We start from the raw sequence: 21,783 nt of genomic DNA on the forward strand, positions 1-21,783 counted from the left end.
GGCCGGCGCCCGCGGCTAAGCTTTGCCTATGGAGCTGACCGCGCCGCTGTTCTACCTCGACGTCCGATACGTCATCGACATGGCGCTGCTTATCTTCGCCCTCGTCATCGAGGGCGTGGCGCTCGTGCACTGCCTCACCCAGCGGTCTGACGCCTTCCCGGCGATCGGCACGATTCCCAAGGGTGCCTGGCTGGCGATCCTCGGCGTGGCCCTCCTGCTGACACTCTTCTTCTTCAGCGCGGTCAACATCTTCGGCCTGATCGGCATCGCGGCCGCCTCTGTCTACCTGCTCGACGTCCGGGTGGGCCTGCGCGACCTGACGGACGGCAAGGGCTTCTGGTGAGAGATTTCCGCTGGCCACCGCCGCCAGACGGCGGCCCGCGGACGTACGGACCGGGGCCTTCGGCGCCACGGACCGGCCGGCCGGCGCTGCCCGAGCCGGCGACCGAGCTCGTCACCACGCCACACGGGCTTCGCCTGGAGCGGCTCGTCTCAGGCTCCGGCGACCCGGTGACCGTCTTCGCGCACGGGTTCGCCACCGGCATCGGCCCCACCCGGCCGCTCGGCAGCGCGGTCAACGGACGCAAGATCTTCTTCCAGTTCCGCGGGCACGGGCGCTCCGACCCGCCGGCCGGTCCCGTGACGTACGGAGATCTGGCGCGCGACCTGCGGGCCATCGCCGACTTGTCCGGCGCCACCCGCGCGGTCGGTGCCAGCCTCGGCGCCGGCGCGCTGTGCCACCTGCTGGCCGAGAGCCCGGGCCGCTTCGAGCGCGTGGTCTTCTTCCTCCCGGCGGTGCTCGACGAGCCACGCACCGGCGCCGCGCGCGACCGGCTGGCGAGCCTTGTGGACGCGGTCCAGTCGGGCGAGGCGTCGATCGTCGCGGACGCCGTCTCCGCCGAGACTCCGCCGGCCGTGCGCAACACCCCCGCCGGCTGGGCGTACCTGAGGCAGCGCATCGACCAGCTGATGCGCGACGGCCTCGCCCCCGAACTGGCCGGCCTCGCAGACCGCGTCGCGCTGGCCGACCGGGCCGACCTCGGTGCGGTCACCGCCCGCGCGCTGGTCATCGGCAGCCAGGGCGACGACCTCCACCCGGTGGCGGTCGCCGAGCGGTTGGCCGAGGCGCTCCCGGGCGCGCAGCTGCACATCTACGACCGGCCGGGCGTGCTCTGGACCGAGCGGGCCGACCTGCGCGATCGGATTTCAACGTTCTTGAACGATTAGGACCGCAAACCATGGGCGTCACGCACCACGGCCGCACGCAGCGGCTCGACCTGGCCGACCCGACCCTGCGCGAGTGGGAGTGCACCGTCCTCGCCGCCGATCCCGAGCAGGGCATCGTGCTGGACCGCTCGGCCTTCTACCCGGGCGGCGGCGGGCAGCCGCCGGACCACGGGGTGCTGCTGTGGCAGGGCGTTCAGACCCGCATCGTCGGCACCCGCAAGGGCGACGACCTCTACCTCCTGCCCGCCGAGGGCGACCCGCTGCCCCCGCCCGGCACGGTGGTCACCGGCGCGCTTGAAGACGAGCGGCGCAGCCTGCTGATGCGCACCCACAGCGGCCTGCATGTGCTGTGCGGCGTGGTGTTTCGCGACTTCGGGGCGCTGGTGACCGGCGGCAACATGGAGCCTGGCGAGGCTCGCATGGACTTCAACCTGCCGCAGGTGCCGCCCGACTTCAAGGCGTCGCTTGAGGACCTCGTCAACGCGGAGGTCGCCGCCGACCGGGCGATCGAGGTGCGGGTGCTGCCGCGCGGGGAGGCGCTCGCGATCCCGGACATCGTGCGCACCCAGACCAACCTGATCCCGCCGGACGAGGAAGAGGTCCGGATCGTCGACATCACCGGCCTCGATGTCCAGGCCGACGGCGGTACCCACGTGGCGGCGACGGCTCAGATCGGCAAGGTCCAGGTCGTCAAGGTCGAGAGCAAGGGCAAGGCCAACCGCCGAGTGAGGATCCGCATCGCTCCGTAACCTTTTACCCGCTTGCGCGGTGAAAAGGCGTGGACAAGACGCCGAAGGTGGTTTTTGCGGCAATCGTGACGCTCGGGATGCCGCTTGCCGTCTGGGTAGGGTGGCACCTCGCCACCGGCACGCCGCCTCCGGCGACCAGGCCCGAAGGTGCGGGCAACCTTGGCACCGCACCGCCCGGCGCCTCGGCTCCCGCCCGTGGCTGGCCCGGTGCCGGACCGGCCTCGCTGCCTGTTGCGGCCAGCCAGTCGGTCACCCCGTCGCCGTCCGTGTCCGCGTCGCCGGTACCGTCCGCGTCCGCCACCGCCGAGCCGTCGTACGCGCCGTCCGCGACCACGGCTCCCGAGGCGACCGCCGAGCCCACCCCGCCCGCGTCCACGCCGCCGCCCAGCCCTGACCCGTCCCCGAGCTCGTAGGTGAGGGTGCCGCCAGCGGGCGGTTCTGGGCCCGGTGTTCTACGCTCCCGGCGTGGTTGGTGAGTTCTTCGCGGGTGTCGGGCTGCTCGGCCGGGGCATCGGCATGTACGCGCGCAGCCCCCGCCTTGTCCTGCTCGGCATCATCCCGGCTCTCATCTCGGGTGCGCTGTTCATCGCCGCGTACGCGACGCTGATCTACTTCGTCTCCGACCTCGCGGAGCTGTTCACCTGGTTTGCCGACGGCTGGTCCGAAGGGCCGCGCGACGTGGTGCAGGTCCTCGCCGCGATCGGCATCCTGGGGCTCGGCGGGCTGATCGGCGTGCTCACCTTCACGGCCGTCACGCTGCTCATCGGCGACCCGTTCTACGAAACGATCTCGGGAAAGATCGAGGAGCGGTTCGGCGGCGTACCGGGCGAGATCGACGTGCCGTGGTGGCGCTCGCTGCGGCGCAGCCTGTGGGACTCGATCCGGCTGATCGCCCTCTCCGTGGCGATCGGCATCCCGCTGTTCTTCCTCGGCCTGATCCCGTTCATCGGCCAGACCGTGGTCCCGGTCATCGGCGCGCTCGTCGGCGGCTGGTTCCTCGCGCTGGAGCTGGTCGGCGTGGCGTTCTACCGGCGCGGCCTGCGCCTGCCCGACCGCCGCCGCCTTCTCGCCGCCAACCGGCCGCTGGCACTGGGCTTTGGCGTGGGCGTGTTCTGCTGTTTTCTGATCCCGCTCGGCGCGGTCCTGGTCATGCCGGCCGCGGTGGCGGGAGGCACACTGCTCGCCCGCAAGGTGCTCGACCTGCCCATCGACGCACCCGCCCCGTCCACGCCCGCCCGCGGCTAGGCGCTTTCGCGGATCACGAACTCGGTCGGGAGAATCAGGGCCTCCTCGACATCCTCGCCCTGGGCGATGCGGAGCAGCTGGCGCACCATCTCGCGGCCGATGTCGATGATCGGCTGGCGCACGGTGGTGAGCGGCGGGTCGGTGTAGCGGGCGATCTCCACGTCGTCGAAGCCGACCACCGCCACGTCGTCGGGCACGCGCCGGCCGGCCTCGCGCAGGGTGCGAAGGGCACCGTGTGCCATCAGGTCGGACGCGACGAAGACCGCGTCGAGTGAGGGGTCGTCGTCCAGGAGCTGGCGCATCGCGACCGCCCCGGACTCGCGGGTGAAGTCGCCGTTGGCCACGATCGAGCGGCGGCGCGGCGAGCCCTTCAGCTCGTTGCGGTACCCGGCCAGCCGGTCGATGCCGGCCACCATGTCCTGCGGGCCGGCGATCGTGGCGATCCGCTGGCGCCCGGCGTCGAGCAGGTGGCGCACGGCCCGCTCCGCTCCGCCCACCGAGTCGACGTCCACGTACGGCACGGGTGGTGTGCCCCGGCCCATCGGGCGGCCGCTGCACACGACCGGGATGCCGATGCGGGCGAGCGTGCCGGGCAGCGGGTCGACGCCGTGCATCGAGGCGAACATGACGCCGTCGACGTGCCGGCCCGTCGTGTACCGCTCGACCCTGTCGTAGCTGGCGTCCGAGCCCGCCATGATGAGCACGAGCTGCTTGTCGGCCGCCTCCAGCTCCTGGCTGACACCGCGCACGATCCCCGGGAAGAACTGGTCGTCGGAGAAGACGCGGGTCGCCGACTCGGGCAGGATCAGGGCGATCGAGTCGGTGCGCTGGGTGACCAGGCTGCGCGCGGCGAGGTTTGGCACGTACCCGAGCTCGCGCACCGCCTGCCGCACGGCCTCCTGGATCGGCTCGGCCACCGTCGTGGAGCCGTTTACCACTCGCGACACCGTGGCGCGGGAAACCCCGGCACGGCGAGCTACCGCTTCGAGGGTGGGGCGTTCCCGCGCGATAGTCATGACGGCAGTCCGTTGCGGGCGATGACGTCGCGGTACCACAGCGCGCTGTCCTTGGGCGTGCGCCGCTGGGTCCGGTAGTCGACGTGGATGATGCCGAACCGCTTGCGGTAGCCCTCGGCCCACTCGAAGTTGTCCATCAGCGACCACACAAGGTAGCCCCGCACGTCGACACCCCGCTCGATCGCGGTGTGCACGGCGCGGAGGTGGCCGTCCAGGTACGCGATCCGGTCGGCGTCCGCCACCTGCCCGTCCGGACCGGCCTTGTCGTCGAAGGCCGCCCCGTTTTCCGTGATGTAGAGCGGGGTGCCGGGGTAGTCGCGGCCGATTCGCTCGAGCAGCGCGGTGAGGCCGGCCGGCTCGATCTGCCAGCCCATCTCGGTGAGCGGGCCGGCCGGCGGGAGGAAGAGGATGCCCTCGGTGCCGGGGTGGGCCGGACCGCCGCCGGGGCGCCAGGACGGCCCGCGACGTAGGTGGGCGAGTAGTAGTTGACGCCGAGCAGGTCGATCGGTGCGGCGATGGCCTTCTCGTCACCGTCCTGGATGAACGCCAGGTCGGTGAAGCGGCGCATGTGCTCCAGCACGTCCGGCGGGTAGCCACCGGCCAGGATCGGGTCGAAGAAGATGCGGTTGGACAGGCCGTCGACTACGCGCACGGCCTCGGCGTCCGCCGCGCTCTCCGGGTCGGCCGGCAGCACCGCGGCCGGGTTGAGCGTGATGCCCACCTTTTCGGCGCCCGCCGCGCGCAGCGCCCGCGCGGCCAGGCCATGCCCGAGGAGCAGGTGGTGGACGGCGGCGAACGCGGCCGCGGGGTCCTGCCGCCCCGGCGCGTGCACGCCCGCGGCGTAGCCGAGGTAGGCCGAGCACCACGGCTCGTTCAGCGTGGTCCAGGTGGAGATCCGGTCGCCCAGCCGGGTGTACGCGGCCACCGCGTACTCCGCGAACCAGGAAGCGGTGTCGCGGCTGGTCCAGCCGCCCCGGTCTTCCAGCGACTGGGGAAGGTCCCAGTGGTAGAGCGTGACGATCGGGTCGATTCCCTGGCCGAGCAGCTCGTCGACGAGGCGGTCGTAGAAGTCGAGGCCTCGCGGGTTGACCGGACCCGTGCCGTCGGGCTGGAGCCGTGGCCACGAGATCGAAAACCTGTACGCCCGGAGGCTGAGGTCGGCCATGAGCCGCACGTCATCCGGGTAGCGGTGGTAGTGGTCGCAGGCCACGTCGCCGGTGTGACCGGCGAAGACCTTGCCCGGTGTACGCGAGAACGTGTCCCAGATCGACGGCCCGCGGCCGTCGTCCCGGGCCGCGCCCTCGATCTGGTACGCCGCGGTGGCCGCACCCCATACGAAGCCGTCTGGAAACAGCAGGCCCACCGTCATCCCCTCACCACTCCCTGGCACGGTCCTTACGATTATGTGCCACGTGGCGCGGTGGTCGGGTCCCGCGTCAGCCCGTGCGAAGGCAGTCGAGCAGCGTGGGGTCGCCGGTGATCTCCAGCACGTCGAAGCCGACCCGGCCGTAGAGGGCCAGCAGCAGGTCGCTCGCCGTGCCCGCCGCGTACACCCGGGCGGGGTGCTCGTCGCTGTCCAGGAGCGTGCCGGTGTCGAGCAGCGCCACTCCCTCGCCGCGCAGCCGCAGGAACCACTCCTGCGCCGCGTCGGTCGCCACGAGGTGCACCATTCCCTGGCGGGAGGTCGGGTTGTGCCGGCGGCCGGCCGGCAGCCAGGTGTCGAGCACCTCGCTCACCCCGTCGACCGCGAGCTTGGCCTCGACCGGCTCGCCCGTGCCGATCGACATCTGCGCGTCCCACCGGTGCACGGCGGTCTCGTGTGCCATGCGGCGGTGCCAGAAGCCGGCCTTTTTGGCCTGCGGTGCCCAGTTCCACGCGGGGAGCTCGGGGTCGAGGGCCTCGAGCGTGTCGAGCAGCGCCGTGTACTCCTCCTGCCACCACTGCGCCGCGGCCGGGCCGGTCGGAAGGCCCTCGGGCACCGCCGCGCGGCGGGGCTCGGGAGGCGTGGTGACACCCCGGGTGGCGTGGCCACGTGCCCAGCGGTAGATCGAGCCGAGGTGGTGGACGAGGTCGGTGACGGTCCAGTCGGGACAGGAGGGTACCGGTGTGTCCGGAGGTGCCTGGGAGATCGCGTCACGGAAGGGCGGGCCCTCGGCCCGCAGCCCGGCGATCCAGAAGTCCTTCGACCCGTGCAATCTGCCGCTCATGCCCGTCCTCGCTTCGCTGCGGGCGGGCACGAGGCTTCAAGCGCACTGAGTCTGATGATTCGCTCGCTACGCCCGCTCATGCCCGTCCTCGCTTCGCTGCGGGCGGGCACGAGGCTTCAAGCGCACTGAGTCTGATGATTCGCTCGCTACGCCCGCTCATGCCCGTCCTCGCTTCGCTGCGGGCGGGCACGAGGCGTCACACGGACTGTGCCTCACGCACCGCTCGCTTTGCTCAGTCATGACACCCTCCCGACGCGGCCGGGCGGCCTTTGGGTTGCCCCCGTGCCATCCAGCCTAGGGTGAATGGCGTGCCCGACGTTAGCGCCGAACTGCCTACTGCCGCCCAACCGACCGTGCCCGATTCCCTTTCGGCCTACACCACATTGGGTCTCGGAGGCCCTGCGCAGCGCGTATTGATTGCCACAAATGCTGACGAGCTGGCGCAAAGCCCCGCGAACTCGTTCATCCTTGCGGGTGGCAGCAACGTGGTGGTCGGCGACGGCGGCTATCCCGGGACGGTGGTCCTGGTCCGCTCCGTCGGCGTGACGGTCCGCGAGGTGGAGGCCGACACCGTGACCGTGACGGTCGAGGCCGGTGAGCCGTGGGACCGCGTGGTGGCCCAAGCCGTGGAGGCCGGTTGGTCGGGCATCGAGTGCCTTTCCGGCGTGCCCGGGTCGGCCGGTGCCACGCCGATCCAGAACGTCGGGGCGTACGGCCAGGAGGTCGCGGAGACAATCACGGCGGTGCGGGCGCTCGACCGGACCACCGGTGAGCGCCTGGTGATGACGCCGGAGGAGTGCCGCTTCGCGTACCGGACCAGCGTCTTCAAGCACAGCGACCGCTGGGTGGTGCTCTCCGTCGACTTCCGTCTCGCCCGCTCGCCCGAGTCGGCGCCGGTGCGCTACGCCGAGCTGGCCCGGGCGCTGGGCGTGGAGATCGGTCACCGGGTGCCCCTGGCGGACGCGCGGGCTGCCGTGCTCGAACTGCGGGCCGGCAAAGGCATGGTGCTGGACCAGGCCGATCCGGACACCCGCTCGGTCGGCTCGTTCTTCACCAACCCGGTGCTGGAGGCCGCGGCGTACACGGCGCTCCGCGAGCGGGCCGCCGGGCTGGGTGAGCCGCCGTCGTGGCCGAGCCCCGAGGGGGTCGTCAAGGTCAGTGCCGCGTGGCTCATCGACAAGGCGGGCTTCACCAAGGGGTACGGCCCCGGCCCGGTCAGCATCTCGACGAAGCACACGCTCGCCCTCACGCACCGCGGCGGTGGCTCCACGGCCGACCTGCTGGGGCTGGCGCGCGAGATCCGGGACGGCGTGAAAAACCGGTTCGGGGTGACGCTCCACCCCGAACCGGTCCTGGTCAACTGCGAGCTGTAGCGCTCGGTCACGCCTCGAAGCGGCGCCGGCGGGTGAACGCCCAGGCGCCCAGCCCCAGGGCCGCGCCGCTGCCGATGAGCACCACGCCGGTCACCGCGACGGCGGTCGTCGCGTCGCCGGTCCGCGGCAGCGGCGGCTGGGTGGTGGCCGGCGACGAGGTGGTCGGCGAGGTGGTGGGCGGTGACGTCGTGGGCGAGGTCGTCGGCGGCGTGGTCGTCGGCGCCGTCGTGGGCGGCGTGGTTGTGGGCGAGGTGGTCGGCGGCGTGGTGGTCGGTGCCGTCGTGGGCGGCGTGGTCGTCGGCGCTGTGGTCGGCGCCGTGGTGGGTGGCTTGGTGGTCGGTGCGGTCGTGGGCGGCGACGTGGTCTGGCAGCCGTAGCCGTAGCACCTGCCGGGCGGCGTGGCGGCCTGCGCGGACGACAGCATCGCGCTGGCACCAAGCATGGTCAACGGAACGGTGACTAGCGCGGCTGCCGCCGCCATACGCAAGCTGGTACGCACCTATATCTCCAGGTTTATCGTCTTAAGGAAGGTTTCCGCCGTTTCCTCAACGATTTAACCGTTAGTGAGGTAACTCGGTGCAATCGTCTGCCATTTGACTGTTACCTCACCAAGCCGCCAACGCGAGGCGCGGTCCAGAATCGGCCAGCCGGCGGCCCGTGTGGCGAATACGGTGCGTAACCACCGCTGCCGGGGCCCGAAGGTCGCGTACGGCGCGGCATCCCGCCAAGCCGCGTCCATCGTGGAGATGAACGTGTGGATCGGCTCACCGGGCACGTTGCGGTGGATGAGCGCCTTGGGCAGCCGCTCCGCGAGCGTGGCGGGTGTGTCCAGAGTGGACAGCTTGGCGGCGAGCGTGAGTGTCCGGGGCCCCGCGGCGTCGAGCACTACCCACGACGCCAGGCGACCCAGCTCGTCGCAGGTGCCCTCGACGACCGCACCGCCCGGCGCGAGTGCCTCGGCCATGGTCTGCCACGCCGCCGGTACGGCTGCCTCCTCGTACTGGCGCAGCACGTTGAAGGCGCGTACGAGCGTGGGGCGCAGCCCGGCCAGCTCGAAGCCGCCGCGCGCGAAGGTGAGGCCGGGCGGGTCGGCGACCGGCGCGGCGGCGGCCACGCGTGCGGGGTCGATCTCCAGTCCCACCACGCGCACGTCGGGACGCACCGCGGCCACCAGGCGGTCGCGCAGCTCCACGGCGGTCACCGGGCTCTCGCCGTACCCGAGGTCGACCACCAGCGGGTCGGCCGATTCTCGCAGCGTGTCGCCGAGCGTGGCCGCGATCCAGTTGTCCACCCGCCGCAGGCGGTTGGGATTGGTCGTCCCGCGGGTGATCTCGCCCTGCGGCCGAGCGGCCATCAGAACACCCGGTGCACCTTGTGCTGGGCGGCCTGGGCGAGCGGGCGCACGACGATGCGGTCGATGTTGACGTAGTGCGGGCGGGTCACCGTCCACGCGACGCAGTCGGCGATGTCGTCCGCGACGAGCGGCTCGGCCACGCCCGCGTACACCGCGTCGGCCTTCTGCGCGTCGCCGCCGAAGCGGGTCAGCCCGAACTCCTCGGTGCGCACCATCCCCGGGTCGATCTCGATCACCCGGATCGGCCGCCCGCTGAGCTCCAGCCGCAGCGTCTCGGCCACCGCCGTCTGTGCGTGCTTGGCGGCCGCGTAGCCACCCCCGCCCTCGTACACGATGAGGCCGGCCGTGGAGCTCAGCACCACGATCGTGCCCGCGCCCGACGCGTCCAGTGCGGGCAGGAACGCCTGGGTCACGCGGATGGTGCCCAGCACGTTCACGTCGTACATCCACTGCCAGTCGGAGATCGACCCGGTCTCCACCGGATCGAGACCGCGGGCGCCGCCGGCGTTGTTGACCAGGACGGTGACCGGCCGGCCGAGCTCGCCCACCGCGGCGGCCAGCGCCGCGACCGACTCGTCCGAGGTGACGTCACAGGGCAGGGCGGTGGCTTCGCCGCCGGCCGCGCCGATCTCCTTGACCAGGGCGTCCAGCCGGTCGACCCGGCGGGCGGCGGCGACGACATGGAAGCCCTCGGCGGCCAGCCTGCGGGCGGTGGCGGCGCCGATCCCACTGGACGCACCGGTCACGATCGCGATCGAGGAGGTCATGGGGCGATTCTTCCCTACTGGGCGGTCCAGGCCACCGCACAGAGAGAGGTGGATCACGTTCACGCCTGCGTTAGATGCGCGTTCAACTGGTCATCGGGAAGATGAGTCCGGCCGCGGGGGTTGCAATGCCGGGGCGTAGAGACATTCGCCGTCGTGGAAGGAGCAACGTGTCGCATTGGCCGACGCCGCGGCGCATCGCCACCCTGTCCGTGCACACGTCACCGCTGGATCAGCCGGGCACCGGCGACGCCGGCGGGCTGAACGTGTACGTGGTGGAGGTGGCCCGCCGCCTCGCCGACGCTGGCGTCGAGGTGGAGATCTTCACCCGAGCCACGTCGAGCGATCGACCGGCGTGTGTCGAAATGTCACCAGGCGTGACGGTTCGGCACATCATGTCCGGACCGCTCGAAGGGTTGGCGAAGGAAGACCTGCCGGGGCAGATGTGCGCGTTCACCAATGGGGTGCTGCGCGCCGAGGCCGCGCACCCGCCGGGCTACTACGACATGATCCACTCCCACTACTGGCTCTCCGGGCAGGTCGGCTGGCTGGCCAAGGAGCGCTGGGGCGTCCCGCTGGTGCACACCGCGCACACGCTCGCCAAGGTCAAGAACGCCCAGCTCGCCGACGGTGACCGGCCCGAGCCGCTCGCCCGTGTCGTCGGCGAGGACCAGGTGGTCGCCGTCGCGGACCGGCTGGTCGCCAACACCCGGTTCGAGGCCCGCGACCTCATCACGAGGTACGGCGCCGACCCTTCCCACGTCTCGGTGGTCGAGCCGGGCGTCGACCTGGAGCGCTTCCGGCCCACCGCCGGTGGCCGGGTCGCCGACCGCCGCCGCCTCGGCCTGCCCGAGCGGGGGCACATCGTCGCGTTTGTCGGCCGCATCCAGCCGCTCAAGGCGCCCGACGTGCTGCTGCGGTCGCTGGCCGCCCTGCGCGACCGGGAGCCCGAGATGGCCGAGCAGGTCACCGTCGTGATCTGTGGTGGCCCGTCCGGCTCCGGCCTCGCCCAGCCGACCGCGCTCATCGACCTCGCCGACTCGCTCGGCGTCGCCGACTCGGTGCGCTTCCTGCCCCCGCTGACCGGCGAGGACCTGCCCGCCCTCTACCGCGCGGCCGACCTCGTGGCGGTGCCGTCGCACAACGAGTCGTTCGGGCTCGTCGCGCTGGAGGCGCAGGCGTGCGGCACGCCGGTCGTGGCGGCCGCGGTCGGCGGCCTGGTGACGGCGGTACGCGACGGGGTCAGCGGCGTCCTCGTCGACGGGCACTGTCCGGTCGACTGGGCGATCGTGCTCGGCAAGCTGCTCGCCTGCCCGGGGCGGCGCGAGGAGCTGGCCGTGGGAGCGGTCGGACACGCGCGCAACTTCTCCTGGACTCGTACGGCGTCGGGCCTGCTCGCGGTCTACCGTGAGGCGGTGACGGAGCATCGCGAGCGCCTCACCTCGTCGATACAGGACGAGGCGGCGGCGCTGAAGGCGCTGGCGTGACGCGGCCGGCCGACGTGGCCACGCTGATCGAGTCGGTCTGCGCGGAGCGGGAGCTGCCGTGCGAGGCGACCGGCGAGATGTCGTACGCGGTGACCCTGCCCGGCACCCACAAGCTCAAGACCGTCTGCAACCTCATCGTGGGCGAGCACGCCCTGCGCGTCGAGGCCTTCGTGATGCGGCAGCCGGACGAGCGGCGCGAGGAGCTGTGGGCGTGGCTGCTGCGGCGCAACGCCCGCATGTACGGGGTGGCCTTCTCCATCGACACCGCCGGCGACGTCTACCTGACCGGTCGGTTGGGATTGTCGGGTCTGGACGAAGACGAGCTCGACCGCTTGCTCGGGTCCGTCCTCACGTACGCGGACGAATCCTTCGACACGATGCTCGAAATCGGCTTTGGCTCGGCGATCCGGCGCGAGTGGGAGTGGCGGGTCAAGCGCGGTGAGTCCCTTGCCAACCTGCGGGCTTTTTCCCACCTGTTCCCCAGCGACAACCATCCAAACGATGTGACGGGCGAGACAACGTAATCGCCTTGTGCCTGGAAAGCGTTGCGCCGTAACGTGATCTGCACGCGCCACACCTGGCAAAACAGTTCGGGGGAACTCTGGTCCGTCGTCGGGACCGCGCCAGGATCGGTGCTGGGGGATGGGTGGCAACAACACGCCGTTGGGGGACGGCGCCACCTAAGACCGGCGGCGAGAGCGGGCGACGCTTACGGGGGTGAGTGTCGCCCGCCGCCGCCGGGCCGAAGCTCCTAGAGTCTGCCCATGGCTGGACCGCTTTCCGGGCTCACCGTCCTAGAGCTGGCGGGGCTCGGACCCGCACCCTTCGCAGGCATGGTCCTGGCCGACCTCGGCGCGAGCGTGGTGCGCGTCGACCGCGTCGGCGTGCACGCCGTGCCGCTGCCACCCCGCGAAGACCTGCAGGGCCGGGGCAAGCGCTCGATCGCCGTCGACCTCAAGCGTCCCGAGGGCGCGGCCCTTGTGCGCGCGCTCGCCGCCCGTGCCGACGTCCTGATCGAGGGCTACCGGCCGGGCGTCGCGGAGCGGCTGGGCATCGGGCCGGCCGAGTGCCACGCGGTCAACCCCCGCCTCGTGTACGGCCGGGTGACCGGGTGGGGCCAGGAAGGGCCGCTGGCCGCCACCGCCGGGCACGACATCACGTACCTGGCGCGCACCGGTCTGCTGCACGCGATCGGTCCCGCCGATGGCCCGCCCGTGCCACCACTCAACCTGCTCGGCGACTACGGGGGCGGCGGGATGCTGCTCGTCGCCGGGGTACTCGCCGCGCTGTGGCAGGCCCAGCGCACCGGCGTGGGCCAGGTGGTCGACGCCGCGATCGTCGACGGCGCCGCGCTGCTGGCGACCCAGCTCTACGGCTTGCTCCACAGTGGAGCGTGGCAGGATCGCCGCGGCGCCAACCTCCTCGACGGCGGCGCACCCTTCTACAGCGTGTACGAGACCGCCGACCGCCGGCACCTCGCCGTCGGTCCGCTGGAACCGAAGTTTTACGCCGAGTTCACCGAGCGGTTGGGCCTGGATCCGAGCGAGTGCCCGGCCCAGCTCGACGTCGCGTCGTGGCCGGACCTTCGCGCGCTCATCGCGGCCCGGATCGCGACCCGCACCCGCGAGGAGTGGACGGAGGTGTTCGCGGGCACCGACGCCTGCGTCGCTCCGGTCCTCTCGCTGGACGAGGCGCCGGCGGACGCGCACCTGGACGCCCGCGGCGTCTTCGTGGAGTCGCACGGCGTACGCCAGCCCGCCCCGGCACCGCGCTTCTCCGCCACGCCCGCTGCCGCGCCCTCGCTGCCGCCACCCCTACCCGGCGAGCACACGCGCGCGGTGCTGCGGGAGTGGTCGGTGCCCGGCGCCGAGGCGCTCCTCGCCAGCGGGATCGCCCATCAGGCCGACGTCAGCTGACCTTGCTCAGGTCGTCGGCCACGGGAGGTGCGTCGTCGGCGGCCGCCGCGCCGAGGGCGGCAGCCGGAGCCGGAACGCCCACGGGTGGGGCTGTTTCTGTCGCTGAAGGGGCCGCGGCGGTGGCGAGCGCGGCCACGCGGCGCTCGCGGGAAGGGCCGGAGACGATCTGGCCGACCGAGACGGCGGCGGCGATGCCCGCGGCGCCGAGCCACAGCGCCGCGTCGCCGGCGTGCTGCATGACGAAGCCGCCCAGCGTCGGCGCGAGGAAGGCGGCCGCCGACCAGGAGAGCCCGAAGACGCCCTGGTAGCGCCCGCGGGTGGCGGCCGGCGACAGCTCGGCGATGAGCGTGGCGTTGGAGGGCGACGTGAGCATCTCGCCCATCGTCCAGATCAGGACCGTCACCGCGTACAGCCAGGGGACGTCCGCGATGGCGGTCAGGCCGAAGCCCAGGCCGGTGATGAGCGAGGCGACGGCGAGCGTGCGGGAGCGGTCGCGGCCGCGGATGAGGCGCGGGACGAAGAGCTGGCCGGAGACGATGAGTACGCCGTTGAGCGCGATCACCCAGCCGAACGTGGACGGGGAGAGGCCGTCCTGGCCCATCGCGATCGGCAGCATCGAGATGTGCTGCAGGAAGACCACGGCGGTGAGCAGGTTCAGCAGCAGGAAGCCGACGAACACCCGGTCGGCGAAGACCGTGTGCAGGCCGACCGCCGGGGTGCCGGTATCGCGGCGGGCGAAGCCCTGCGGGCGCCGGGTCTCCCGCACCTTGACGAAGATGATGGCGGCGGTGACCAGGGTCGTCGTCGCGTCGACCAGGAAGAGCAGCAGGAAGTCGGCTTGGGCGGCGAGGCCGGCGAGCACCGCGGCGAAGGCGAAGCCGAGGTTGATGGCCCAGTAGTTGAGGGAGAACGCGCGCAGCCGGTCGCGCTCGGGCACGACGTCGACCATCATCGCCTGGAACGCGGGCCGGCTGCCGTCCATGAAGAAGCCGAGCACGAGCGCGCCCAGCGTGATCGTCCAGCGGTCGTCGGCGAAGCCCAGCACCAGCAGCATGGTCGCGGCGCCGAGGTGGGCGGTGAAGAGGGTGGGGCGGCGCCCCCACCGGTCGGCCAGCACGCCACCGACCGTCACGCCCATCGCGCTGCCCACGCCGAACAGGCCGATCACCAAACCGGCCTCGGTCTGCGTGAAGTGACGCTCGCTGGTGAGGTAGATCGCCATGAATATCATGACGAACGAGCCGAGGCGGTTTACCAGAGTGCCGGTCCAGAGGTACCAGAAGGTGGAGGGCAGGCCACCAGTGGTCTCCCGTAACCAGCTCCGCACGCCCGCATACCTCCCCGTAACGGTCACAGTGCTCTACGTTCCTTACAAGCTAGTCCGGTGTATGGGAGCCACGCATCCCGATTTCCATGTGGTGGCGGTCACGGTGGCAGGATGAAGCCATGACTCTGGGGACGCTGGTGCTGCTACGGCACGGTGAGAGCGAGTGGAATGCGAAAAACCTCTTCACCGGGTGGGTTGATGTCGACCTGACCGCCAAGGGCGAGGCCGAGGCGAGGCGCGGCGGCGAGCTGTTGCGCGAGCAGGGCCTGCTCCCCGACGTGGTGCACACGAGCGTGCTGCGCCGCGCGATCCGTACCGCTAATCTCGCGCTCGACGCGGCCGACCGGCACTGGATCGCGGTGCACCGGTCGTGGCGGCTCAACGAGCGGCACTACGGCGCTCTCCAGGGCAAAAACAAGAAACAGACGCTGGAGGAGTTCGGCGAGGAGCAGTTCATGCTCTGGCGCCGGTCGTACGACACGCCCCCTCCGGCGATCGACGACAACGACGAGTGGTCGCAGGTCGGCGACCCGCGCTACGCCACGCTCCCGCCGGAGCTGATGCCGCGCACCGAGTGCCTCAAGGACGTGCTCGGCCGCACCCTGCCGTACTGGTACGACGCGATCGTGCCGGACCTGCTCGCCGGCCGCACGGTGCTGGTGGCCGCACACGGCAACTCGCTGCGCGCGGTGGTCAAGCACCTCGACGGCATCTCCGACGAGGCGATCGCCAAGCTCAACATCCCCACCGGCATCCCGCTCCGCTACGACCTGGACGCCTCGCTGCGCCCGGTCACGCCCGGCGGGACGTACCTCGACCCGGAAGCGGCCAAGGAAGCGGCGGCCGCGGTCGCCAACCAGGGGCGCTAGCCCCGACGCCTACGCGACGACGTCGGGCGGCTCGCTCGTCTCACCTGTGACGAGGTAGAAGACCTGCTGCCCGGCGTTGACCGCGTGGTCCGCGTACCTTTCGTAGAAGCGGCCCAGCAGCGCGCCGTCGATCGCGGCCTCCGCGCCGTGCGGCCAGTCCTTGTGCAGCAGGATGCTGAAGAGCTGCCGCTGCAGCTCGTCCATCGCGTCGTCGTCGCTCTCGAGCTCGGCGCCGAGCGTGGCGTTCTGCGTGGTGAGCACGAGGCCCACCTTGCCCGCCATCCGGTCGGCGACGGCAGCCATCGAGGTGATCACCTCACGGAGCTGGGGCGGCAGCGCTGGCGCCGGGTAACGCCGCAGCGCCGTCTTTGCCACGTGCTCGGCGAGATCACCCATCCGCTCCAGGTCGGCGGCGATCCGGATGCCCGTGATCACGAGCCGCAGGTCGGTGGCGACCGGCGCCTGGCGGGCGAGCGTGTCATACACCTGCTGGTCGACGTGCCGGTGCAGCTCGTCCACCTCGGCGTCGCGCGCGATGACCATCTCGCAGATCGCGCGGTCGGCGGTCAGCAGTGCCTCGGTGGCGCGCGCCATGGCTGTGCGGACCGCCTCGGCCATGGAAACCAGGAGGCGACCCACCTCCAGAAGGTCTGCCCGCAGCTCGTCACGCATCGCGTCGATGCTAGGCGATGCTTCACGATCTCTGCCCCAAGGGGGTGAACGACGCTGGGCCGAGCGGTGAACACTCTTGGAAGTGCGTCAGGTTTGTCCTATTCTGCGAAGCGGTTGGGTTAACAATGACCCTACGATCGCCACGTGGAGTGGGCGGTCGGAGTCGGCGTGGTCGGCAGCGTCCTCGGCCTGGTGGCCGGGACAGCTGCCCTGCTCGCCGTGCGCGGCCGCGCGGGGGTCCGTGGTCTGCTCGTCCCGGTAGGCGGTCGGCCCTCCGGGACGAAGGGCGAGTCCGCCGGGGGCTTCGGAGAAGCCACCCGCGACAACGGGAGGCCGGCTATCGCCAAGGAGCCGCAGGGCCAGCCCCCCGGGCTGGGCCGCAAGAGTCTCGACGCGCTGCGGGTCGGCGTCGTCGTGCTCGATCATGATGACGTGCCTGTGCTGGTCAACCCGGCCGCGCGGGCGATGGGCCTCCTGCGCGCCGGACCCCAGCCCGGCACCATCGCCGCCCACCCGATCGTGCGCACCCTCGCCGGCCAGGTCCGGCGTACGGGGGTGCGCCGCGAGGTGGAGCTCGACCTGCCCCGGGGCCGGGAGGGCGGGCCGCAGGCACCGCTCGGCGTGCACCTGCGGGCCGTCGCGCTGGGCGGCAACTTCGTGTCCGTCGAAGCCGCCGACGTGACCGAGTCGCACCGGGTCGACCGCGTGCGGCGTGACTTCGTGGCCAACGTCAGCCACGAGCTGAAGACCCCGATCGGCGCGCTGCAGCTGCTCGCCGAGGCGCTGCTGGACGCCACCGACCCGGACAGCGTCACCACCGACCCGGCCGAGGACGTGGCGGCCGCCCGGCGGTTCGCCGAGCGGATCCAGTCCGAGTCGACCCGGCTCGGCCGCCTGGTCAACGAGCTGCTGGAGCTGACCCGGCTCCAGGGTGCCGAGCCGCTGCCCGCGCCCGAGCCGGTGGCGCTCGACTGGGTCATGGCCGAAGTGATCGACCGCACGCGCACGGCGGCGTCCGCCCGAAACATCGAGGTCGACGTGACCGGTGCGCGAGGTCTGACGGTGTACGGCAGCGACAGCCAGATCGCCACCGCCGTCGCCAACCTGGTGGAAAACGCGATCGCCTACTCGGCGGAAGATACGACGGTGGACGTGGTCACCCGTGGTGACGACGAGTACGTTGAGATCGCCGTGACCGACCAGGGCATCGGGATCGGGCCGAGCGACCTCGACCGGATCTTCGAGCGGTTCTACCGAGCCGACCAGGCCCGTTCCCGCGCGACCGGCGGCACCGGGCTCGGTCTTGCAATTGTCAAGCACATCGCGACAAATCACGGCGGCCGCGTGGAGGTGTCGAGCAGGCTGGGCGGTGGGTCGACGTTCACCATCCGGCTGCCCGCCCGTCCGCCGGACGCCGTGCTGCCGCTACCACCGTCAGTTGAGATCGAGGCCGGTCCGGCCGAGCTTCGACAGGCCTGACGAGCAACAGGAAGGAAAGTCTGTTGGCCCGCGTGCTCGTGGTCGAGGATGAGGAGTCGTTCTCCGACGCCTTGTCCTACATGCTCCGCAAGGAGGGATTCGAGGTCTCGGTCGCCGCGACCGGCACCTCCGCCCTCACCGAGTTTGACCGGACCGGTGCGGACATCGTCCTGCTCGACCTCATGCTGCCCGAGATGTCGGGCACCGAGGTGTGCCGCCAGCTGCGCCAGCGCTCCCACGTCCCGATCATCATGGTGACCGCGCGGGACAGCGAGATCGACAAGGTCGTCGGGCTGGAAATAGGAGCCGACGACTACGTGACGAAGCCGTACTCGCCGCGTGAGCTTGTGGCCCGCATCCGGGCGGTCCTGCGCCGCCAGAGCGTGGACGCGGTCGAGCTCACCGCGCCGACGCTGGCCGCCGGCCCGGTGCGGATGGACGTCGAGCGCCACGTGGTGACCGTCGCCGGTGCCGCCGTGCAGCTGCCACTCAAGGAGTTCGAGCTGCTGGAGCTGCTCCTGCGCAACGCCGGCCGGGTGCTGACCCGCGGCCAACTGATCGACCGTGTGTGGGGCGCCGACTACGTGGGTGACACGAAGACGCTCGACGTCCACGTCAAGCGCCTTCGTTCCAAGGTCGAGCCCGAGCCGAGCACGCCGCGCTACATCGTCACGGTCCGCGGCCTGGGCTACAAGTTCGAGCCCTGAGCCTTTTCGACCAGGGGCAGGCGTCGCCGCCGCACGGGCTTGGGCGGCTGGGCGGCCGTCGTCGCCGGGTGTGGCGCGACAAGGCCGCTCTTGAGCCGTGCCGCGCACAGCTCGGCCAGCTTCGCGTACGCCGACTTGCCGACCAGCGCGGTCAGCTCCGGCTCGTACGACAGGTACATCGCGTCGGTGCCGACGTGTGCCTCGGGCGACGAGGTGCACCACCAGTCGAGGTCGTGGCCACCGGAGCCCCAGCCCCGCCGGTCGAACTCGGTCAGCGTCGTCACCAGCACCTTGCTGCCGTCCGGCCGCTTGGACCACTCCTGCTCGCGCCGCACCGGCAGCTGCCAGCACACGTCCGGCTTGTACTCCAGCGGGTGCACGCCGTCGCGCAGCGCCTGGGCGTGCAGCGCGCAGCCGCCACCCCGGCGAAGTCCGCGTCGTTGAGGAACACGCACGGGCCCTCTTCGCCCTGGGTGGCGGTGCGGCGGGCGGGGCTCTTGCCGTCGATGGAGTCCATCTCCGTGTAGTTCTTGAAGCCGCGGCGGTAGTGCTGCCAGGTCTCCGGCGTCAGCCGCTTGGCCGCCGCCTTGACCCGCTCCTCGTCGTCGGAGTCGGTGAAGAAGGCGCCGTGCGAGCAGCACCCGTCGGATGCGCGGCCGGCGATGATCCCGTGACACGCCTTGCCGAAGACGCAGGTCCATCGGGACAGCAGCCAGGTGAGATCGGCACGTATCACGTGCTTGGGGTCCTCCGGGTCGACAAACTCGATCCACTCCCGGGGAAAGTCGAGCGGAACTTCTTTGCTCCGCGGGTCCTGGGGGTCGTCGACGAGGACGTGCAGGCTTGCCACCCGGTCAGCTTACGCGCGCACAAGGCGGTTCCGACGCTTGTCGCCGTGTCGCGTAAGCGTTACATGACCAGCACCTATCCGCTCCCGCCCTTAAGGTTTGCGTATGCGCCTCGGTGTCCTCGACGTCGGTTCCAACACGGTGCACCTCCTGGTCGTGGATGCCCACCACGGCGCACACCCCTGGCCGGCGCACTCGGAGAAGGCCGTGCTCCGCCTGGCCGAGCAGATCGGCAAGGACGGCGCGCTGACCAAGTCGGGAGCGGACGCGCTGGTCAAGAGCGCCGCTGACGCGATGTCCGCCGCGGCCCGGCTGGTCACCGACGACCTGCTGGCCTTCGCGACCTCCGCGGTACGGGACGCCACCAACTCCGCCGCCGTGCTTGCGCGGGTCCGGGAGGAGACGGGGGTACGGCTGCAGGTGCTCTCCGGCGCCGACGAGGCCAGGGCCACCTTCCTGGCGGTACGGCGGTGGTTCGGCTGGTCGGCGGGTCGCCTGCTGGTGATGGACATCGGCGGTGGCTCGCTGGAGCTCGCGGCCGGTATCGACGAAGACCCCGACCTGGCGATGTCACTTCCGCTCGGCGCCGGCCGGCTGACCCGCGACCGGCTCCACATCGACGGCAACACCGCCGCGCCGCCGCCCGCGCATCGGGTCGACGAGCTGCTCGAGTACGTGGAGGACATGCTCGACCCGGCCGTGCAGAAGCTCTCCGAGGTCGGCTGGGACCGGCCGGTGGCCACGTCGAAGACGTTCCGCACGCTGGCCCGCCTGGCCGGCGCCGCGCCCTCGACGGCCGGGCTGTGGGCGCCCCGGGTCCTGCACCGCGACGGGCTCCGGCAGGTGATCGGGTTCATCCGGCACATCTCGCCGCGCGAACTGTCCGGTTTGGAGGGTGTGAGCGCCCGCCGGGCGCACCAGCTTCTCGCCGGCGCGGTGGTGGCCGAGGCGACCATGCGCCGGCTCGACATCGACGCGGTGGACATCTGCCCCTGGGCTCTGCGCGAAGGGGTCATTCTTCGCCGTCTTGACCAATTGGAGCCGGCGTAGCGCCAAAGCGCATTTACCACCGTGGCGATACCCTGGCAAGCGTGAGTTCCCGCGTCCCCGTACTCCTGTCCAGCTCCTCCGTCTTCCCTGAGCCGACGGCGGCGGCGTTCGAGATGGCTGCCACCCTGGGCTACGACGGCATCGAGGTCATGGTCTGGACCGACGCGGTCAGCCAGGACGCAGGTGCCCTGCGTGGCCTGGCCGCGCACTACGACGTGCCGGTGCTGTCCGTGCACGCGCCCTGCCTGCTGGTCACCCAGCGGGTGTGGAGCTCCGACCCGTGGGAGCGGTTGCGGCGGGCTGCCGTGCTCGCCGAGACGCTGGGCGCGCCCACGGTGGTGGTGCACCCGCCGTTCACGTGGCAGCGCGACTACGCCCGCAGCTTTGACACTGGATTGGCCCGCTTGGCCGCTAAGCACCCGGATGTGACGTTCGCGGTGGAAAACATGTACCCGGTGCGTATGGCCGGTCGCGAGTTCGTGCCGTACGTGCCGGGGTGGGATCCCACCGAGACCGGCTACGACGCGTACACCCTGGATCTGTCGCACTGCGCGGCCTCGCGCACCGACCCGCTGGTCATGGCCGACACGATGGGCGCCCAGCTCGCCCACGTCCACCTCGGCGACGGCACGGGCGAGGGGCGCGACGAGCACCTGGTGCCCGGGCGGGGCAGCCAGCCCTGCGGCGAGCTGCTCGCGTCGCTGGCAGGGCGGGGTTTCACCGGGTCTGTGGCGGTCGAGGTGGCCACGCGCAAGGCGAGCAGCCGCGCGGTCCGCGAGGCTGACCTGAGCGAGTCACTGGCGTACGCACGGCAGCACCTTGCTACCGGCCCTCGCTCCGCGAGGGCGGGCTCGCCCGCCTGAGTGCCGTCCTGTGGACCGCCGGTCACACCGAGGTGAGCAGCTTTTCCTTCTTGCGGGCGCGGTGGGCGGCCACGTGGGAGCGGGTGGCGCACCGCTCCGAGCAGAACCGCCGGCAGTTGTTGGACGAGGTGTCCAGGTAGACGTTGCCGCAGCGCTCGTCGGCGCAGACGCCGAATCGGGCACTGCCGTACTCGCACAGCCACACGGCCAGGCCCCAGACGGCGCCCGCAAGGTACTCCGAGCTGACCGAGGCGCCCCGGCTGGTGACGTGCATGTGCCAGTCACTTGCGTCGTGACCGGAGATCCGCGGCTGGACCGGAAAGGCCTCCAGCAGCGCGTTGAGCTCGGCGACAGCCTCGGTGTCACGACCGGACGTGCCGAACTCGAAGACATCTCGCAGGCGCTTCTGTGCCCGGCGGAAGATGGCCAGGTCGCGCTCCACGACCTCGGTGCCCATCCAGGAGTTCTCTTCGCCGAAGAGGCCCCGGAGGCCATCGAGCTCGTCCAGCGACGCGTTGACAAGGTCAACGGCGGTCCTGGCGTACGCGTCGAAGTTCACCCGACAACCGTAGACGACCGGGGCCCATCGTGGCGCGTCGCTGTAGCTCCGGCCCTCGCTCTGCGGGCGGC

22 protein-coding genes and 2 pseudogenes are annotated in these 21,783 nt (G+C 71.5%); 15 read left to right on the forward strand and 9 right to left on the reverse strand.

Annotation, left to right across the window (positions count from 1 at the left end; genetic code table 11):
* Positions 1-28: 28 nt before the first annotated feature.
* The 5 genes from Phou_RS21825 to Phou_RS21845 are packed head-to-tail and all read left to right on the forward strand — an operon-like array spanning position 29 to position 3,221.
* Positions 29-343, forward strand: a complete 315-nt coding sequence (locus Phou_RS21825) for a DUF2516 family protein (RefSeq protein ID WP_173057709.1) — start codon at positions 29-31, stop codon at positions 341-343.
* Entirely contained in the window at positions 340-1,227 is an 888-nt protein-coding gene (locus Phou_RS21830) for an alpha/beta fold hydrolase (protein WP_173057710.1), read from the forward strand. The genes Phou_RS21825 and Phou_RS21830 overlap by 4 nt, the downstream gene beginning before the upstream one ends.
* Positions 1,228-1,238: 11 nt before the next feature.
* Positions 1,239-1,976 carry an alanyl-tRNA editing protein gene (locus Phou_RS21835; RefSeq protein ID WP_173057711.1) on the forward strand — a complete coding sequence of 246 codons (738 nt, stop codon included), beginning with the start codon at positions 1,239-1,241 and terminating at the stop codon, positions 1,974-1,976.
* Between the two features lie 29 nt (positions 1,977-2,005).
* On the forward strand, positions 2,006-2,389 hold the full coding sequence (locus tag Phou_RS21840) for a hypothetical protein (RefSeq protein WP_173057712.1): 384 nt from the start codon (positions 2,006-2,008) through the stop codon (positions 2,387-2,389).
* 52 nt (positions 2,390-2,441) lie between these two features.
* A complete protein-coding gene (locus Phou_RS21845; protein ID WP_281365045.1) occupies positions 2,442-3,221 on the forward strand; it encodes an EI24 domain-containing protein in 780 nt (259 codons plus the stop codon).
* Here Phou_RS21845 and Phou_RS21850 read toward each other — a convergent pair.
* From Phou_RS21850 to Phou_RS21860, 3 genes and pseudogenes are all read right to left on the reverse strand, one after another.
* Positions 3,218-4,237: a LacI family DNA-binding transcriptional regulator gene (locus Phou_RS21850; protein ID WP_173057713.1), complete on the reverse strand. Its 1,020-nt coding sequence runs from the start codon at positions 4,235-4,237 to the stop codon at positions 3,218-3,220. The two genes, Phou_RS21845 and Phou_RS21850, sit on opposite strands and share 4 nt — an antisense overlap.
* Positions 4,234-5,606, reverse strand: a pseudogene (locus Phou_RS21855) (GH1 family beta-glucosidase). Before Phou_RS21855 ends, Phou_RS21850 begins: the two are co-directional and overlap by 4 nt.
* Positions 5,607-5,673: 67 nt before the next feature.
* Positions 5,674-6,444, reverse strand: coding sequence for a maleylpyruvate isomerase N-terminal domain-containing protein (locus Phou_RS21860; RefSeq protein WP_173057714.1), 771 nt, complete (start codon positions 6,442-6,444; stop codon positions 5,674-5,676).
* Positions 6,445-6,797: 353 nt separating this feature from the next.
* Here Phou_RS21860 and Phou_RS21865 point away from each other — a divergent pair, with 353 nt between their 5' ends.
* Positions 6,798-7,817, forward strand: a complete 1,020-nt coding sequence (locus tag Phou_RS21865) for a UDP-N-acetylmuramate dehydrogenase (RefSeq protein WP_371872195.1) — start codon at positions 6,798-6,800, stop codon at positions 7,815-7,817.
* A gap of 32 nt (positions 7,818-7,849) precedes the next feature.
* A complete protein-coding gene (locus Phou_RS21870; protein ID WP_173057716.1) occupies positions 7,850-8,194 on the forward strand; it encodes a hypothetical protein in 345 nt (114 codons plus the stop codon).
* Between the two features lie 176 nt (positions 8,195-8,370).
* On the opposite strand, the gene Phou_RS21875 is transcribed toward Phou_RS21870, so the two are convergent.
* Both Phou_RS21875 and Phou_RS21880 read right to left on the reverse strand, forming a co-directional pair.
* Positions 8,371-9,174: a class I SAM-dependent methyltransferase gene (locus Phou_RS21875; protein ID WP_173058775.1), complete on the reverse strand. Its 804-nt coding sequence runs from the start codon at positions 9,172-9,174 to the stop codon at positions 8,371-8,373.
* Positions 9,171-9,938, reverse strand: a complete 768-nt coding sequence (locus tag Phou_RS21880) for an SDR family oxidoreductase (protein WP_173057717.1) — start codon at positions 9,936-9,938, stop codon at positions 9,171-9,173. The genes Phou_RS21875 and Phou_RS21880 overlap by 4 nt, the downstream gene beginning before the upstream one ends.
* Positions 9,939-10,105: 167 nt before the next feature.
* Here Phou_RS21880 and mshA point away from each other — a divergent pair, with 167 nt between their 5' ends.
* The 3 genes from mshA (at position 10,106) to Phou_RS21895 (ending at position 13,338) form a co-directional block, all read left to right on the forward strand.
* Positions 10,106-11,422: a D-inositol-3-phosphate glycosyltransferase gene (gene mshA, locus Phou_RS21885; RefSeq protein WP_246273666.1), complete on the forward strand. Its 1,317-nt coding sequence runs from the start codon at positions 10,106-10,108 to the stop codon at positions 11,420-11,422.
* Positions 11,419-11,946: a type III secretion system chaperone family protein gene (locus Phou_RS21890; RefSeq protein WP_173057719.1), complete on the forward strand. Its 528-nt coding sequence runs from the start codon at positions 11,419-11,421 to the stop codon at positions 11,944-11,946. The genes mshA and Phou_RS21890 overlap by 4 nt, the downstream gene beginning before the upstream one ends.
* Before the next feature lie 240 nt (positions 11,947-12,186).
* Positions 12,187-13,338: a CaiB/BaiF CoA transferase family protein gene (locus Phou_RS21895; RefSeq protein ID WP_173057720.1), complete on the forward strand. Its 1,152-nt coding sequence runs from the start codon at positions 12,187-12,189 to the stop codon at positions 13,336-13,338.
* Here Phou_RS21895 and Phou_RS21900 read toward each other — a convergent pair.
* Positions 13,331-14,665 carry an MDR family MFS transporter gene (locus Phou_RS21900; protein ID WP_173057721.1) on the reverse strand — a complete coding sequence of 445 codons (1,335 nt, stop codon included), beginning with the start codon at positions 14,663-14,665 and terminating at the stop codon, positions 13,331-13,333. The two genes, Phou_RS21895 and Phou_RS21900, sit on opposite strands and share 8 nt — an antisense overlap.
* A gap of 86 nt (positions 14,666-14,751) precedes the next feature.
* Between Phou_RS21900 and Phou_RS21905 the strand changes: the two genes are divergently transcribed.
* A complete protein-coding gene (locus Phou_RS21905) occupies positions 14,752-15,534 on the forward strand; it encodes a phosphoglyceromutase (protein WP_371872149.1) in 783 nt (260 codons plus the stop codon).
* Between the two features lie 9 nt (positions 15,535-15,543).
* On the opposite strand, the gene phoU is transcribed toward Phou_RS21905, so the two are convergent.
* On the reverse strand, positions 15,544-16,206 hold the full coding sequence (gene phoU, locus Phou_RS21910; RefSeq protein WP_173057723.1) for a phosphate signaling complex protein PhoU: 663 nt from the start codon (positions 16,204-16,206) through the stop codon (positions 15,544-15,546).
* Between the two features lie 144 nt (positions 16,207-16,350).
* Here phoU and Phou_RS21915 point away from each other — a divergent pair, with 144 nt between their 5' ends.
* Positions 16,351-17,685 carry a sensor histidine kinase gene (locus Phou_RS21915; RefSeq protein WP_246273667.1) on the forward strand — a complete coding sequence of 445 codons (1,335 nt, stop codon included), beginning with the start codon at positions 16,351-16,353 and terminating at the stop codon, positions 17,683-17,685.
* 23 nt (positions 17,686-17,708) lie between these two features.
* Positions 17,709-18,392: a response regulator gene (locus Phou_RS21920; protein ID WP_173057724.1), complete on the forward strand. Its 684-nt coding sequence runs from the start codon at positions 17,709-17,711 to the stop codon at positions 18,390-18,392.
* Here Phou_RS21920 and Phou_RS21925 read toward each other — a convergent pair.
* Positions 18,374-19,242 (reverse strand): annotated as a pseudogene (locus Phou_RS21925) (DUF3109 family protein). The gene Phou_RS21920 and the pseudogene Phou_RS21925 overlap by 19 nt on opposite strands.
* Before the next feature lie 103 nt (positions 19,243-19,345).
* On the opposite strand from Phou_RS21925, the gene Phou_RS21930 reads away from it, so the two are divergent.
* The gene (locus Phou_RS21930) at positions 19,346-20,290 is read left to right on the forward strand and encodes a Ppx/GppA phosphatase family protein (RefSeq protein WP_173057725.1); all 945 of its coding nucleotides are present in this window, start codon (positions 19,346-19,348) and stop codon (positions 20,288-20,290) included.
* A gap of 41 nt (positions 20,291-20,331) precedes the next feature.
* Complete coding sequence (locus Phou_RS21935; protein ID WP_173057726.1) at positions 20,332-21,153, forward strand: sugar phosphate isomerase/epimerase family protein; 822 nt, start codon at positions 20,332-20,334, stop codon at positions 21,151-21,153.
* 22 nt (positions 21,154-21,175) lie between these two features.
* Here Phou_RS21935 and Phou_RS21940 read toward each other — a convergent pair whose 3' ends face one another.
* On the reverse strand, positions 21,176-21,712 hold the full coding sequence (locus Phou_RS21940; protein WP_173057727.1) for a CGNR zinc finger domain-containing protein: 537 nt from the start codon (positions 21,710-21,712) through the stop codon (positions 21,176-21,178).
* Between the last annotated feature and the right edge of the window lie 71 nt (positions 21,713-21,783).

The organism is Phytohabitans houttuyneae, assembly GCF_011764425.1.
Lineage (GTDB): Bacteria > Actinomycetota > Actinomycetes > Mycobacteriales > Micromonosporaceae > Phytohabitans > Phytohabitans houttuyneae.

Bases quoted from the DNA above. Each gene is read 5' to 3' on its own strand.
- Phou_RS21825 (WP_173057709.1), top strand. From the start codon at position 29: ATGGAGCTGACCGCGCCGCTGTTCTACCTCGACGTCCGATACGTCATC.
- Phou_RS21835 (WP_173057711.1), top strand. From the start codon at position 1,239: ATGGGCGTCACGCACCACGGCCGCACGCAGCGGCTCGACCTGGCCGAC.
- Phou_RS21850 (WP_173057713.1), bottom strand. From the start codon at position 4,237: ATGACTATCGCGCGGGAACGCCCCACCCTCGAAGCGGTAGCTCGCCGT.
- Phou_RS21860 (WP_173057714.1), bottom strand. From the start codon at position 6,444: ATGAGCGGCAGATTGCACGGGTCGAAGGACTTCTGGATCGCCGGGCTG.
- Phou_RS21880 (WP_173057717.1), bottom strand. From the start codon at position 9,938: ATGACCTCCTCGATCGCGATCGTGACCGGTGCGTCCAGTGGGATCGGC.
- Phou_RS21895 (WP_173057720.1), top strand. From the start codon at position 12,187: ATGGCTGGACCGCTTTCCGGGCTCACCGTCCTAGAGCTGGCGGGGCTC.
- Phou_RS21905 (WP_371872149.1), top strand. From the start codon at position 14,752: ATGTGGTGGCGGTCACGGTGGCAGGATGAAGCCATGACTCTGGGGACG.
- phoU (WP_173057723.1), bottom strand. From the start codon at position 16,206: ATGCGTGACGAGCTGCGGGCAGACCTTCTGGAGGTGGGTCGCCTCCTG.
- Phou_RS21930 (WP_173057725.1), top strand. From the start codon at position 19,346: ATGCGCCTCGGTGTCCTCGACGTCGGTTCCAACACGGTGCACCTCCTG.